Consider the following 14,116-nt stretch of genomic DNA (forward strand, 5'->3'; position numbering starts at 1 on the left):
GCATGCACCGCTGCATGGGGAGTGCCACAGGTTTTTAAACGCCTTGCTTGAGCGAGGCTTCGATGAACACGTCCAGGTCGCCGTCCAGCACCTTTTGGGTGGCTGAGACTTCGACGTTGGTACGCAGGTCCTTGATACGGCTGTTGTCCAGCACGTAGCTGCGGATCTGGTGGCCCCAGCCCACATCGGTCTTGGTGTCTTCGAGCTTTTGCTGCTCTTCCATGCGCTTGCGCATTTCAAAGTCATAGAGCTTGGAGCGCAGGCGCTGCCAGGCTACATCGCGGTTGCTGTGCTGGCTGCGGCCATCCTGGCACTGCACGACGATGCCGGTCGGGATGTGGGTCAGGCGCACGGCCGAGTCGGTCTTGTTGATGTGCTGACCACCCGCGCCCGAGGCACGGTAGGTGTCGGTACGCACATCCGAGGGGTTGATGTTGATCTCGATGGAGTCATCAATCTCGGGGTAGACGAACAGCGACGAGAAGCTGGTGTGGCGGCCGCCCGAGGAGTCGAACGGGCTCTTGCGAACAAGGCGGTGCACACCGGTTTCGGTGCGCAGCAGGCCAAAGGCGTACTCGCCCTCGATCTTGATCGTGGCGCTCTTGATGCCGGCGACGTCGCCCGGGGTTTCTTCTTCAACAGTGGCCTTGAAGCCCTTGCGCTCGGCGTACTTGAGGTACTGGCGCAGCAGCATGCTGGCCCAGTCGCAGGCTTCGGTGCCACCGGCGCCAGCCTGGATGTCGACAAAGCAGTTGAGCGGGTCGGCCTCGTTGCGGAACATGCGGCGGAACTCGAGCTCCTCGATCAGCGGGCGCAGCTTGGCAGCCTCGGCCTCGATGGTCTCCAGCCCGGCGTCATCGCCTTCTTCCTTGCTCATCTCGAAGAGCTCGGTGTTGTCGGCCAGCTCACTGCTCAGCTTTTGCAAGGTCAGCACGACGGAGTCGAGGGCCTTCTTTTCCTTGCCCAGCTCCTGGGCCTTCTTGGGATCGTTCCAGACGCTGGGGTCTTCCAGCGAGGCGTTTACCGTGCGCAGTCGTTCGTACTTTGCATCGTAGTCAAAGATACCTCCGAAGCTCTTCTGTCCGGCTGGACAGGTCTTCGAGGGTGTTGCCGATTTGGTTGATGCGTTCTGCTTCCATGTCACTGTGTCCTATTATTGCGGTCTAGCCCGTTATTGTCGCATGCTGGCAGCGCTTGGCCGGCCAGTGGTGCTTTAGGGCATATGCTTGATTTAATAATGTTTTTGCTCCCGCTGCGCCGCGTTTGCGGCGCTGGGCGAGGCGAGGCTCACTTCCAGGCAAACCGGGGCTGGTCAAAATGCGCGACGCGGGTGGGGTGCCCCAGCAGGCAAACCTCACGAAACTGGTACAAAAATGCGGCTGTAGGTGCGGCCACCCAGCTCTTGCCCATGGGCATGCGCAGCACCGGGTGGGGGGAGGCATCGGTGTGCTCCAGCATCGGCGTATCGCTGCGCAGCAGCTCGGCCAGTGGGATGCGGTGCACGCTGGCCACTTCATCGGGGTTGGGTTGCAGCTGGGCGGTGGCACCGGCCCAGACCACCACCGGGGTGATGACAAAGCCAGAACGCGTGGCGTAGTCATCGAGGCAACCGAGCACTTGGCTGGGCGCCAGCAACAGGCCCGCCTCTTCATGCAGTTCGCGCAACGCCGCCTGCTCGGCGGTCTCGCCCGCCTCGATGCGGCCGCCGGGCAGGGCCCATTGGCCCGGGTGGTTGCGCAAGTGCAGGGCGCGGCGCGTCAGCAGCAGTGCGGCCTCGTTGCTCCACTGCGCGGGTGGGGGCATGCCTTCGAGCCCGGCGCCCGGGCCTTCGTCCAGCAGCACCAGCGCGACGGCGGCCTGGGACTGGCCGGCGACGCCCATGCGCTGCACCTCAAAATGCTGCAGGCTGTGGTGGATGCGCGTTCGCAGGGCGTCGCTCAGGGGCATGGCATGGGTCATAGGGCTGCTGCATTGTAGAAGCGGCCCGGCCGGCTACGGCGCGCCAGAGAGACAGGGGGCGGTGTTCGGGACTTTAAGGGTTCAGCTGGAGCGGCTCCTGTGGCGCAGGCAGACCTGGAACATCAATCCAAAGCCCGCATCGGGCCCAAACTGGGCAGGCCAAGGCTCGCCCGGGGTCAGCAGCAGGCGGCCATGCATCACGCCGGCATCGCCTGGCTGGGAGGTAATGAGTATCTCAGGGCCGCATCCACCGGGCAGCAGTACCCGCAGGGTCTGGCCCTGGTGGTAGTGCAGGGGGGCTTGCGGTTCAAAGATCAGCCGGACCGTGCCGTGTGCATGGCCGCTGGCGTCGCACAGCATGCAATGCACGATGCCTGGGGCGCTGCCCTTGGGCCAGGACATTGCCTGCCCCGCAACTGGACCTTTGTGGTGCTGTGCGTATTGCGCCGTGCTGCTGCAGGCCCACGCCTGCCTGCCATGGGGCGCGCACTGAGGGCAATGGGATTGGGTGCAAGGCGTTGGTATGCTTTTGCCGTCCTCGGGCTTGGGGTCGCGCGGCTTGTCTGGCCGGGGTGCGGGGGGAGGGTGGCTGTGGGGGTTGGGCGGCTGGAACATCGGGGGCTGTCGCTATAACTGTATTGAACGGATTAATGATCTCGATAGTTTTTTATAAATAATAAAAGATGAAGCTTCAGCAGAACTTACGGGTTATTGGCGACTGATGCGGATCAAAAGAGCGATGAATAACGCTTGACAGCGCCTCAATCTGCTGCGCGGTGCTAGCTGAGCGGCGGTGATGCCCGTGTCGATGGGCGTCTCTGCCTGGCGCGCATGGCGGGCATGGCCAGCGAGGTGTCAAAAAATGCTTTTACACTTGGTTTTTTTGACCGACACCGCTGAATTTTTCTTATGCAAGACATCCAACTTGGCCGCAGTGATTTGAAGGTTTCGCCCATTTGCCTGGGCACGATGACGTTTGGCGAGCAAGTGAGCGAGGCGGATGCGCATGCGATGCTCAGCCATTCGCTGGCGCGCGGCGTGTACTTCTGGGACACGGCGGAGATGTACTCGGTGCCCGCCCGCGCCGAAACCTATGGTGCGACGGAGACCATCATCGGCAACTGGTTCAAGGCCAACCCGGGCCAGCGCGACAAGGTGGTGCTGGCCAGCAAGGTGGCGGGCCCGTCGCGCGGCATGCCCTGGGTGCGCGAAGGCAAGGGCATGACGGCGGCCGACATCGTGGCATCGTGCGAGGCGAGCCTGCGCCGCCTGCAGACCGATGTGATCGACCTCTACCAGATCCATTGGCCCGAGCGCCATGTGCCCGCCTTTGGCAATCTGTACTACGACCCGAAAAAGGAAACCAGCGAGACAACGATTGGCGAGCAGCTGCAGGCGCTGGCTGGCCTGGTCAAGGCCGGCAAGATCCGCCACATTGGCCTGTCCAACGAGACGCCGTATGGCGTGCATGAGTTTGTGCGCCTGGCCGAGCAGCATGGCCTGCCGCGCGTGGCCAGCGTGCAAAACCCGTACTGCCTCATCAACCGCAGCTGGGAAAACGGCCTGGATGAAACCTGCGACCGCCTGGGTGTGTCGCTGCTGGCGTACTCGCCCCTCGCCTTTGGCCTGCTGACGGGCAAGTACGACGACAGCGGCATCACCGGCCCCCAGGCACCCCAGGGCGCGCGCATTGCCAGCTATGAATCGGTGCGCAAGCAGCGCTGGGGCCGCCCCGAGGCGCTGGATGCCGCCAAGCGCTACAACCAGCTGGCACGCGACCATGGCCTGACCCCGGCTGCATTGGCACTGGCCTTTTGCTACAACAAATGGCAGGTGGGCAGCACCATCATCGGTGTGCGCACGATGGAGCAACTGGACGAAGACCTCAACGTCTGGGGCACGCAGCTGTCCGAGGCCTTGCTGCAGGAGATTGACGCACTGCGCTGGGCGCTGGGCGATCCGGCGCAATAAGAGACGTTAACACAACCCTTCATACGTCGTTGCCTCGCTGGCCGCGCCCTGCCTTGTCGTACTACTGTACTGCCTGCGGCAGGACGCCTAGTCGGGGACGCCTAGTCGGGGACGCCTAGTCGGGGACGCCTAGTCTCAACCGCAAACCTTCGGTTTGCTGGGTCGTGTTACCGGCTCTAAGTCTCCAACAGGTTCTGAGGTCCTGGAGGGGGCTGATGAAGGCGCTGACCTGCAGGCCCTGGTGCAAACCAGGGCCTTTGGCGTTGCCAAGGCCGCTATGCTTGGCGGCGCCCTCTACTTATTTTTTCGGGACAATAGGGGCAGATTTTGTGTGGCGCCTGCCGCCACCCCTCCAGCCATGAGCAAAAAAAACCATATCAGCGAAACGCCTGCCACCCAGTTTCTGAAGGCGCACAAGGTGGCGTTTACCGAGCATCCCTACGACTATGTGGAGCATGGCGGCACGTCCGAGTCGGCCCGCCAGCTGGGGCTCGATGAGCATGTCGTCGTCAAGACCCTGGTGATGCAGAACCAGGATGCCAAGCCGCTGATCGTGCTGATGCATGGCGACTGCAAGGTGTCGACCAAGAGCCTGGCGCGCCAGATTGGCGCCAAGAGCGTGGAGCCCTGCACGCCCGAGGTGGCCAGCCGCCACAGCGGTTATCTGGTGGGGGGCACCTCACCGTTTGGCCTGCGCAAGGCCATGCCGGTCTATATCCAGGAGACGATTCTGGCGCTGCCGCGTATCGCCATCAACGGCGGGCGGCGTGGTTTTTTGGTGCAGATCGACCCCAAAGCGTGCGTGGAGGTGCTGGGCGCTCAGCCGGTGCAATGCGCGCTGGCAGAATGATGCCTGTTTTTGACCTAGATATACCAGTGCGCGCCGGCCGCCCAGGCGCGCAGACAAGGGGAGCAATTTGAGTACCGTTTATTCCATCCTGGCCACCATCCTGGCCTACCTCATCGGTTCGCTGTCATTTGCGGTGATCGTCAGCCGCACGATGGGCCTGAGTGACCCGCGCACCTATGGCAGCAAAAACCCGGGTGCCACCAATGTGCTGCGCTCGGGCAGCAAGGCTGCGGCCGTGGTGACCTTGCTGCTCGATGCCGCCAAGGGCTGGCTGCCGGTGGCGCTGGTGGTCTGGTTGGGCAAGCCCTATGGCCTCGAAGAGGGCACTGTCGCCCTGGTGGGAATTGCGGCATTTCTGGGCCACCTCTGGCCGGTGTTCTTCAAGTTTGAAGGCGGCAAGGGCGTGGCCACTGCGCTGGGCGTGCTGCTGGGCTTTAGCGGTTGGCTGGGTCTCTTGGTCTTGCTGGCCTGGGTGGCGGTCGCTGCCATCTGGCGCTATTCGTCGCTGTCGTCGCTGGTGGCGGCGGTGCTGGCGCCGGTGTTCTACATCCTCATCGGTGGCGAGCTCTGGGATTTCCATGCCGAGATCTTTGTCGCGATCCTGGTGATGTCGGCCTTGCTGGTCTACCGCCACAAGCTCAACATCCAGCGCCTGGTCGAAGGCAAGGAATCCAAGCTGGGTCAAAAGAAAAGCAAGTGATGCGTCGCGCTGCCGACGGGCAGATGGCAAAAGGGCTGAACCCCCATAGCGGGTTCAGCCCTTTTGTTTTGCCGGCTTTCAGCCCAGCCGTTGCACGCTATTTGATCCGGTCCAAGGTCATCTGCGGGCCGGCGCGTTTCATCTCAAAGGCATTGAGAAAGCTGTTGCCCAGCAGCACATAAGGCATGTTGGCCGAGGTGACCACGGCATCGACATTGCGCAGCTCCACATCGGAGATGCGCACGCTGCTCAGCTGGAGGTGCCAGCCGTTGCTGACGCCATTGGCCGTGCCCATGCGCACTGCACGGCCCTGTTTGTAGTCAATCCCCAGCTTGAGCGCCTCGCTCATCCCCAGGCTCACCGTTGTGGCACCGGTATCGACCAGAAAGCGCGTGGCCTTGCCGTTGATCATGCCGGCCGTCATGAAGTGCCCGCTGGCATCGGCTGCCAACACAATACGGCCGGTGTTGCTGACGGGCAGCGCCGCATCGGCCACGCTGACCGGCGACTCACCCATGCGCAGGCTGTGCAGGGCGCCCGCGATGCTGACCTGTGCCTGCCCATCCTTGACGCTGACCACCTGCACCTGCTGGTAGCTGCTGCCCACTGCCACGGCCTTGGGCGCCCGGCCATCGATGACGAGCAAGGCCTTGTCCCCCAGAATGCCGGCCAGCGCCACCGAGCGGGGGCCTTCGGCGGCATCTTGTGCATGGACGGCCCAACTGGCGCTGCCGCACAGGGCCAGTGCCAACGCCCAGTGGTGCAGGCGGGTTGGGGCGGGGCAAGGCTTGGGGACTGAAAGCTTCATGGGTCGCGGGGCAGCATGGTGGTGCATACAAACAGGGCGGGGCCGCGTCTAGCGCGGGTCACAGGCAGGTCGGCTGCTTTACATCCTAAAGCATGCGAGTGGCAGCAAAAGCTGCGATTTATTTTTTGACCCAAAGTCTAGCCCGTTGTTTTTTTGAAAAGTAAGCAGCCGCTTAAGGTTAATATGTTGCTATTGATAATCGTTATCATTAGCATTCCTGACTCAAATTTACAAGCCGTTTACCAAGCGGAATTATTGTTTCAGGAGTTTTCAATGATCCAAGCCCTTCGCAGCGAGACGCTCGCGCGTACAAGAGGCGAGCGCGCCGGCCTGTCGGTCGCCGCGCTGTTGATGATGGCCGCCGTGCCGGCCATGGCACAAGAGCATACCTTGCCAACGGTCCAGGTGTCTGCCGACCAGTTCGATCCCGATGATGTGCGCCCCGAAGGCGTGACCACGGCGACCAAGACCTATATGGCGCCCAAGGACATTCCGCAGACCATCGACACCTTGGAAGTCAACAAGTACAAGAGCTATGGCATCAATGACCTGTCGGTCATGCTCGATGGTGTGCCGGGCGTCAACACCAGCTATGACATGCGTGGCGAGGGGGTGATGATCCGCGGCTTCAATGCCGACAGCGGCGACATCTACCGCGATGGCGTGCGCGAATCCGGCCAGGTGCGCCGCAGCACGGCCAACGTCGAGCGCATCGAGATCCTCAAAGGCCCGGCCTCGGTGCTGTATGGCCGTGGCGCGGGCGGCGGTGTGGTCAACATGGTCAGCAAGCAGGCGCGTTTTGATGGCGTGAGCAGCGTGACCTTGCGCGGCGGCTCCTGGGAGAACGTGGGCGGCACCATCGACATCAACCGGGTGATCAGCCCCAATGTGGTCATGCGGCTGACGGCCGACCGCGAGCAGGCGCACAGCTTTCGCAGCGGCATCCGCAACCGCAACGAGATGGTCTCGCCCAGCATCCTGGTGGATACGCGCACGGGCCTGCGCTGGACCGGCCAGTACACCTATGACAATGTCTGGCGCGTGCCGGACCGGGGGCCATCCTACGACCAGATGCCGCCGGGCATGTCCATCCGCCAGGGCTTTGCCCAGCCGGGCGACTTTGTCGAAGACCGCCTGCGCGTGCTGCGCTCGGACCTGTCGTATGAGTTCAACAAGGCCTGGAGTGTGCGCTGGGTGGCCAGCAAGCGCGAAGCCAGCCAGGACTTTGACCACTACTTTGCCGGTACCTACTGCAACCCCCAGGGCCTGACGCCGGCGGGCGCCAAGTGCGCCAACCCCGGCCTGCTGCGCCAAAGCTATGCCTGGCAGCAAACCGAGAACCGCACCACCACCCACACCGTAGACTTGACCGGCAAGCTGGACCTGGCCGGCATGCGCCATGAGCTGTTGCTGGGTGTGGAGCACAGCGAGGAAGAGCGCGCGCCGCGCCTTTTCAGCACCGCCAACAGCAATGGCTATATCGACCCGAACAACCCGGTGTTCGATGCCGTGCGCCCGCCCCAAGGCGCGCCATCGCAGCACAACCTGCACAAGGGCACGGCCCGCGCGCTGTATGTGCAGGACTTGATCAGCCTGAGCGACCAGTGGAAGCTGCTGCTGGGCGCGCGCTACGACAACTTTGACTTCAACAGCACGAACCAGCTGACCCATGCGAGCCGCAGCACCGACGGCAACTCCGTCAGCCCGCGTGCGGGCCTCGTTTGGCAGCCGGTGCGCGAGCACAGCTTGTACGCGTCCTGGAGCCGCAGCTTCTCGCCCTATGGCGGGCGCGGCATTCTGTCGGTGGATACCGGCGCTGGCGCGGTGCTGGACAACGAGCCCCAGCATTCGCAGCAGTTCGAGATGGGGGTCAAGAGCGATTGGCTGGGTGGCGCGCTGTCCACGCAGCTGGCCGTCTACCAGCTGGAGCACTACAACATCCGCTACCGCCCCGATCCGGACAACGACCCCTTCACCTGGGCCGTGCGTGGCAAGGAGCGCTCACGCGGCATCGAGTTCAGCGCGTCTGGCCGTGTGGCACCGTTTTGGTATGTGCGCGGCGGCGTCGGCATCATGGCCGCCAAGGTTACCGAGAACAAGGCCAACCCCGCTCTGGAAGGCAACTACCTGGCCAACACCGCGCGCCGCAATGGCAATGTCTTTCTGCGCTATGCGCCTGCAGGCAACTGGTATGCCGAGCTGGGCGTGACCCACACCAGCGCGCGCTACACCAATGACGCCAACACCAGCCGTGTGCCGGGTTACACCCGCTGGGATGGCCTGGTGGGCTGGCGCGCCGCGCCCTGGACCGTGACGCTGGCGGTGTCCAACCTGACCAACAAGGAATACTGGCGTTCCAGCAGCATGCCCGGCACGCCGCGTGGTGCGCTGCTGAGCGCGAACTTCCAGTTCTAAACGCCCAGGCGCCATAAAAACAGGCCGCGCTGCAATCCCTGCAGCGCGGCCTGTTTGTTTTTGATCGAGTGCGGATCAGTCGCGGAAGTTATTGAACGACAGCGGCACGTCGGTCACGTCTTTCTTCAGCAGTGCCATCGCTGCTTGCAGGTCGTCGCGCTTGGCGCCGGTGATGCGCACAGCATCGCCCTGGATGGCGGCCTGCACCTTCATCTTGCTGTCCTTGATGAGCTTCTGGATCTTCTTGGCCAGCTCCTGCTCGATGCCGTTGCGCACCTTGATCACTTGCTTGACCTTGTCGCCGCCGACCTTTTGCACATCGCCCTTGTCCAGAAAGCGCACATCCACATTGCGCTTGGTCAGTTTGTTGCGCAGGATGTCTTCAACCTGCACCAGCTGGAAGTCGGCATCGCCGTACATGATGATCTCTTTGTCCTTGAGCTCGATCCCGGCCGACGTTCCCTTGAAGTCAAAACGGGTGCCAATTTCCTTGGCGGAATTCTCAACAGCGTTTTTCACCTCGACGAAGTCGGCTTCGCAAACCGTGTCAAACGATGGCATAAATACTCTCCTTGCAGGCCAGGCTGAGCGCCTGAGTGGGTCGCGACAAGTGCGACAATCTAGCGATGTTAGTCGAGAAAAATGCCCCGCTGCAGCAATACAACACCTTTGGCATCATGGCGCGGGCCATGAACCTGGTGCGCGTGCAGGCCCCGCAGGATATCCGTGATTTTTTGGCCCAGCCCCCGTTGGGCGCCAGCCGCCAGGTGGTGGTGCTGGGGGGCGGCAGCAATATCGTCATCACCGGCGATGTCGAGCCCACCGTCTTCAAGATGGAGATCATGGGCAAGCGCCTGGTCGAAGAGACCGACAAGCACTACATCATTGAAGTGGGCGCTGGTGAAGTCTGGCACGAGGTCGTGGCCTGGAGCCTGGCCCAGGGCTACCCCGGGCTGGAGAACCTGGCGCTGATCCCGGGCACCGCAGGCGCTGCGCCGGTGCAGAACATTGGCGCCTATGGCGTGGAGCTGCAAGACCGCTTTGACTCGCTCGATGCGATCGACCTGAGCAATGGCGAGCATTTCAGCCTGCAGGCGGCGCAGTGCGCGTTTGGCTACCGGGATTCAGTGTTCAAGCATGCGCCGGCCGAGACCATGCCGCTGACCATGATTGCCCGCGCCACCGGCGTGGCCGAGCCCCGGGGCATGGGGCTGGCGGGCCGCGCCGTCATCACCCATGTGCGCCTGCGCCTGGCCAAGGATTGGAAGCCCGAGCTGGGCTACCTGGACCTGGCCCGCAAGCAGGCCGAAAAAGGCATTGCGCAGCCCACGGCCCAGGATATTTTTGACTGGGTGGTGGAGATCCGCCGCGCCAAGCTGCCCGATCCGGCGCAGATCGGCAATGCCGGCAGCTTTTTCAAGAACCCGCAGGTCACCGCCGACCAGTGCGAGGACATCATTGCGCGCGAGCCCAAAATTGTGCACTACCCGATGCTGGACGGCAGCATCAAGCTGGCTGCGGGCTGGATGATCGATGCCTGCGGCTGGCGCGGCAAAAGCATTGGCAAGGCCGGTGTCTATGACCGCCAGGCCCTCGTGCTGGTCAACCTGGGCGAGGGCGAAGGCAGCGTGACCGGCGGCGAGGTGGTGACCTTGGCGCGCGCGATCCAGACCAGTGTCTATGAGCGCTTTGGCATCCAGCTGGAGCCCGAACCCGTCGTTTGGTAGCTGCGCCAGCGCGGGCTAAAGGGCTCAGCGCTTGGCTGGCGGTATCCAGCGCGCCAGCGCAGCCGCCGCACCCCAGGCCAGCAAGCCGATGCAGGCGATGCCGCTGGCCAGCGACAGGCTGCCGGCCAGAAACGACAGCAGCGCTGGCCCCAGCGATGAGCCCAGGTCGGCCGCCAGGCGCCATAGCCCCAGAAAATGCGCCCGCGCATGGCGCGGCGCGTGGTCGGCCCCCAAGGTCATGATCAGGCCCGAGCCAATGCCATTGCCAAAGCCCAGCGCCATGGCTGCGAGCAGCAAGGTCGTCACGCTGCCCGTCAGCGGCATCAGCAGCATGGCCGCGCCCATCACCAGCATCGACGGCACGGCCACCCAGCGCCGGCCTTTGAGATCCATGAGCTTGCCCGCAGGGTAGAAGACCAGCATATCGATGGCGCCCGCCAGCCCGTAGACCAGCGAGGCGGCAGCGGGTGCCAGGCCAAGATGGTCGGCCCACAGCGGAATGACCACCTGGCGCGAGGCACGCACGGCGCTGACCAGCAGCACGCCCAGGCCCAGCGTGAGAAATAGCCGGTGGTGATCGCGCAGAATGCCGGCGATGGACGGAGCCTCGGTGGGCACCGGCTGTCCCGGCAGCGCAGTGGGCGCCGCCAGATCGGGCACGCGCAGGCCAATGGCTGCAGCGCAGAGGACGCCCACAATGCCCACCGCGAACGCGGCATGCAGGCCAAAGGCATGCATGGCCCAGGCGCCGATAAAGGGCCCGATGAACATGCCGATGCGCATCACCCCACCCAAGGTGGACAGCGCCCGCGCGCGGTAGGACACCGGCACGGCCTCGCTCAGATAGCTTTGCCGCGCCAGGTTGTAGACCGCCTGCGACATGCCCACCATCAGGCAGCCCAGCGCAAACAGCCACAGCTGCTGGGTGGCCAGGCAGAGGGCCATGCCGATGGCGCTCCACAGGCCTGCGGCCACAATGGCCCAGCGCTCGCCCCAGCGGGCGGTTATCAGCGATGCCGGGATATTGCTCAGCAAGGAGCCAATGCTGACCAGCCCCACCACCAGCGCCGCCATGGAGACTGAGGCGCCCAGGTCCCGCGCCATCAGCACGATCACCGGCAGCACCGCACCCTCGCCAATGCCAAACAGCAGCGAGGGGCCAAAGGCCGCCACGGCAATGCGGCGCAGCGAGAATGCTGCGTCACTGTCTAGGGCCGGATCGGATGCGGGAGGAGGGGAGCTGGGCGTGCCCATGGTCGCGGTAAAGTGGGTATCAATCTACGCTGGTTGCCTGGGGTGCTGTGTGGATCAGCACCTCAAGCGCAGATTGTGCGCCTGCCCGGCGCTCGGATAGCAGTGATCCTGTCGCGGGCAGAACTTGGCCTGCGCGGCTTACTTCAAGCTGCCCGAGAGGAAGCGTGCCAGGCGTTCACTCTTGGGGTTGGCCAGCACCTCGCGCGGCGGGCCTTGCTCTTCGATCAGGCCCTGGTGCAGGAAGATCACATGGTTGGAGACCTCGCGGGCAAAGCCCATCTCATGCGTCACGACCAGCATGGTGCGGCCTTCCTGGGCGAGCACCTGCATCACGCGCAGCACCTCACCGACCAGCTCGGGGTCGAGGGCAGAGGTAGGCTCGTCAAACAGCATCACCTCGGGCTCGACCGCCAGCGCGCGCGCAATGGCCACGCGCTGCTGCTGGCCGCCGCTCATGTGGTTGGGGTAGCTGTCTTCCTTGTTTTCCAGGCCCACCAGCTTCAGGTACTTGCGGGCGCGGGCGACGGCCTCGTCCTTGCTGATGCCCAGCACATGCACCGGCACTTCGATGATGTTCTGCATCACCGTCATGTGCGCCCAGAGGTTGAAGTGCTGGAACACCATCGCCAGCTTGCTGCGCAGGCGCTGGAGCTGCTTGGGGTCCACCGCGTCCAGCGCACCATTGCGGCCGGTGCGCAGCTGCAGGCTTTCGCCAGCCACGATGATTTGCCCTTGCTGGGGCTGCTCCAGCAGGTTGATGCAGCGCAAAAAGGTGCTCTTGCCCGAGCCGGAGCTGCCGATGATGCTGATCACGTCGCCAGCGCAGGCGTTGAGCGAGACGCCCTTGAGCACCTGGTTGCTGCCATAGCTCTTGTGGATGTCCAGCGCCTGCAGTTTGTAGTTGGATGCGTTCATATCTCGATGCTCGAATGTCTTAGGCCTTGCGCGGGGCCAGATAGCCCAGGAAACGGCGCTCGGCGAGGCGGAAGATGCCAATCAGGATAAAGGTGATGCTCAGGTAGATGGCAGCTGCCGCGATATAGGCTTCAAACGGCAGGTAGTAGTCCGAGTACACCCGGCTGGCAGCGCCGGTCAGGTCTACCAGCGACGGCACGGTCGAGGCCAGGCTGGTCGAATGCAGCATCATCACCACCTCGTTGCTGTAGGCGGGCAGGGTGCGGCGGATGGCGCTGGGCATCACGATGCGGCGCATCAGCTGCCAGCGGCTCATGCCCATCGCGCGGGCCGCTTCGACTTCGCCCTTGTAGGTTTCGCGGATCGAGCCGGCGAGCATCTCGGCCGTGTAGGCCGCGTTGTTCAAGGTGAAGGCGAGGAACGCGCAGAAGAACGGCTCCTTGAAGTAGGTCCAGGGCCAGATCGCATCCCAGCGCGCCTGCACCCATTCGAGCTGCGAGAAGCCGTAGTAGATCAGGTAGACCTGGATCAGCAGCGGCGTGCCGCGCATGAAATAGGTAAAGGCGCCCACCGTTTTGCGCAGCAGCCAGGAGCGGCTGACCAGCGCGAGCGCGCCCAACAGCGCCAGCACAGCGCCAAGGGCCAGGCTGGACAGCAGTAGCTTGAGGGTGGTGACCAGGCCCTCGCCGTACAGCGCAATCGTGTCGGGCTGAAAAATGACGTCCCAGTTCATAGCTGCACCTTTTCGGTTCCCAAGCTGTAGCGGGCATTGAGGCGGCCCAGCGCCCACAGTGATACCGATGTGTAGACGAGGTACAGCGCAGCGGTGAAGAGGAAGAAGATAAAGGGCTCGCGCGCAGCGGCGCTGGCCTGCTTGGCCAGGTAGGTCATGTCTTGCAGGCCGATCAGGCTGACCAGCGCGGTGGCCTTGATCAGCACCAGCCAGTTATTGGTAAAGCCGGGCAGGGCATAGCGCACCATCTGCGGCAGGGTGATGCGAAAGAAGGTCTTGACCGGACTCATGCCGAAGGCCCAGGCCGCTTCCATCTGGCCCTTGGGGATGGCCAGGATCGCGCCCCGGAAGGTTTCGGTCATGTAGGCGCCGTAGATAAAGCCGATCGTGAACGAGCCAGCCACAAAGGGGTTGAGGTCGACCGAGCTTTCGCTGCCCATCTTCTCGAGCAAGGTATTGAGGCCGATGGCGCCGCCGTAGAAGATCAGCAGCATCATCACCAGCTCGGGGATGCCGCGCACGATGGAGGTGTAGACCGTCGCCAGCACCACCAGCGGGCGGCGGCCCGACAGCTTGGCACTGGCACCCAGCAGGCCCAGCACGGTGGCAATGGCCGCTGATGCCAGTGAGACCGCTACCGTCAGCAGCGAGCCCATCAGGATCGATTGAAAGTAATCACTCATATTTTTTGGCCTTGGGCGCCGGGATCGCGTTGTGCAATCGGGCCCATCGGTGGCCTGGTGTTGCCTTGGGTGGGCGCTGCAAAAAGGCCTGGCACCATGGA

General features: G+C 63.6%; 14 protein-coding genes. 5 read left to right on the top strand and 9 right to left on the bottom strand.

The features are described 5' to 3' along the window. Positions 1 to 34 precede the first annotated feature (34 nt). The 3 genes from prfB to F0Q04_RS11995 all read right to left on the bottom strand — a co-directional run bounded on the left by prfB (position 35) and on the right by F0Q04_RS11995 (position 2,361). Positions 35 to 1,139, bottom strand: a protein-coding gene (gene prfB, locus F0Q04_RS11985) for a peptide chain release factor 2 (protein ID WP_133857164.1) whose coding sequence is annotated in 2 segments (ribosomal slippage) — positions 35 to 1,057 and positions 1,059 to 1,139 — 1,104 coding nt in all. Because the reading frame shifts where the segments join, the coding sequence is not laid out codon by codon here. A 148-nt stretch (positions 1,140 to 1,287) separates the two neighbouring features. Continuing rightward, complete coding sequence (locus tag F0Q04_RS11990; protein ID WP_232539316.1) at positions 1,288 to 1,947, bottom strand: NUDIX hydrolase; 660 nt, start codon at positions 1,945 to 1,947, stop codon at positions 1,288 to 1,290. 93 nt (positions 1,948 to 2,040) lie between these two features. After that, on the bottom strand, positions 2,041 to 2,361 hold the full coding sequence (locus F0Q04_RS11995; protein WP_116926896.1) for a hypothetical protein: 321 nt from the start codon (positions 2,359 to 2,361) through the stop codon (positions 2,041 to 2,043). 507 nt (positions 2,362 to 2,868) lie between these two features. Here F0Q04_RS11995 and F0Q04_RS12000 point away from each other — a divergent pair. The 3 genes from F0Q04_RS12000 (at position 2,869) to plsY (ending at position 5,480) form a co-directional block, all read left to right on the top strand. Continuing rightward, on the top strand, positions 2,869 to 3,930 hold the full coding sequence (locus tag F0Q04_RS12000; protein WP_116926895.1) for an aldo/keto reductase: 1,062 nt from the start codon (positions 2,869 to 2,871) through the stop codon (positions 3,928 to 3,930). Positions 3,931 to 4,288: 358 nt separating this feature from the next. After that, positions 4,289 to 4,780, top strand: coding sequence for an aminoacyl-tRNA deacylase (locus F0Q04_RS12005; protein ID WP_116926894.1), 492 nt, complete (start codon positions 4,289 to 4,291; stop codon positions 4,778 to 4,780). A 67-nt stretch (positions 4,781 to 4,847) separates the two neighbouring features. Next, entirely contained in the window at positions 4,848 to 5,480 is a 633-nt protein-coding gene (gene plsY / locus F0Q04_RS12010) for a glycerol-3-phosphate 1-O-acyltransferase PlsY (RefSeq protein ID WP_182340780.1), read from the top strand. Positions 5,481 to 5,577: 97 nt separating this feature from the next. On the opposite strand, the gene F0Q04_RS12015 is transcribed toward plsY, so the two are convergent. Then, the gene (locus F0Q04_RS12015; protein WP_182340783.1) at positions 5,578 to 6,288 is read right to left on the bottom strand and encodes a retropepsin-like aspartic protease family protein; all 711 of its coding nucleotides are present in this window, start codon (positions 6,286 to 6,288) and stop codon (positions 5,578 to 5,580) included. Positions 6,289 to 6,561: 273 nt separating this feature from the next. Here F0Q04_RS12015 and F0Q04_RS12020 point away from each other — a divergent pair, with 273 nt between their 5' ends. Further along, positions 6,562 to 8,703 (top strand): TonB-dependent receptor, encoded by a 2,142-nt coding sequence (locus F0Q04_RS12020; protein WP_182340786.1) that lies wholly within the window; start codon positions 6,562 to 6,564, stop codon positions 8,701 to 8,703. A 75-nt stretch (positions 8,704 to 8,778) separates the two neighbouring features. Here the strand turns inward: F0Q04_RS12020 and F0Q04_RS12025 are convergent, their stop codons facing one another. Further along, positions 8,779 to 9,264 (bottom strand): YajQ family cyclic di-GMP-binding protein, encoded by a 486-nt coding sequence (locus F0Q04_RS12025; RefSeq protein ID WP_021026760.1) that lies wholly within the window; start codon positions 9,262 to 9,264, stop codon positions 8,779 to 8,781. A 65-nt stretch (positions 9,265 to 9,329) separates the two neighbouring features. Here F0Q04_RS12025 and murB point away from each other — a divergent pair, with 65 nt between their 5' ends. Further along, a complete protein-coding gene (murB, locus tag F0Q04_RS12030) occupies positions 9,330 to 10,430 on the top strand; it encodes a UDP-N-acetylmuramate dehydrogenase (RefSeq protein ID WP_116926890.1) in 1,101 nt (366 codons plus the stop codon). A gap of 24 nt (positions 10,431 to 10,454) precedes the next feature. Here murB and F0Q04_RS12035 read toward each other — a convergent pair whose 3' ends face one another. From F0Q04_RS12035 to F0Q04_RS12050, 4 genes are all read right to left on the bottom strand, one after another. After that, positions 10,455 to 11,684, bottom strand: a complete 1,230-nt coding sequence (locus F0Q04_RS12035; RefSeq protein WP_182340789.1) for an MFS transporter — start codon at positions 11,682 to 11,684, stop codon at positions 10,455 to 10,457. Between the two features lie 138 nt (positions 11,685 to 11,822). Further along, positions 11,823 to 12,599: an ABC transporter ATP-binding protein gene (locus F0Q04_RS12040; protein ID WP_021026757.1), complete on the bottom strand. Its 777-nt coding sequence runs from the start codon at positions 12,597 to 12,599 to the stop codon at positions 11,823 to 11,825. A 19-nt stretch (positions 12,600 to 12,618) separates the two neighbouring features. Continuing rightward, complete coding sequence (locus F0Q04_RS12045) at positions 12,619 to 13,332, bottom strand: ABC transporter permease (RefSeq protein ID WP_182340792.1); 714 nt, start codon at positions 13,330 to 13,332, stop codon at positions 12,619 to 12,621. Beyond that, positions 13,329 to 14,015 carry an ABC transporter permease gene (locus F0Q04_RS12050; RefSeq protein ID WP_116926886.1) on the bottom strand — a complete coding sequence of 229 codons (687 nt, stop codon included), beginning with the start codon at positions 14,013 to 14,015 and terminating at the stop codon, positions 13,329 to 13,331. Before F0Q04_RS12050 ends, F0Q04_RS12045 begins: the two co-directional genes overlap by 4 nt. Positions 14,016 to 14,116 lie beyond the last annotated feature (101 nt).

It is taken from the genome of Comamonas koreensis, assembly GCF_014076495.1.
Classification (GTDB): Bacteria; Pseudomonadota; Gammaproteobacteria; order Burkholderiales; family Burkholderiaceae_C; genus Comamonas; species Comamonas squillarum.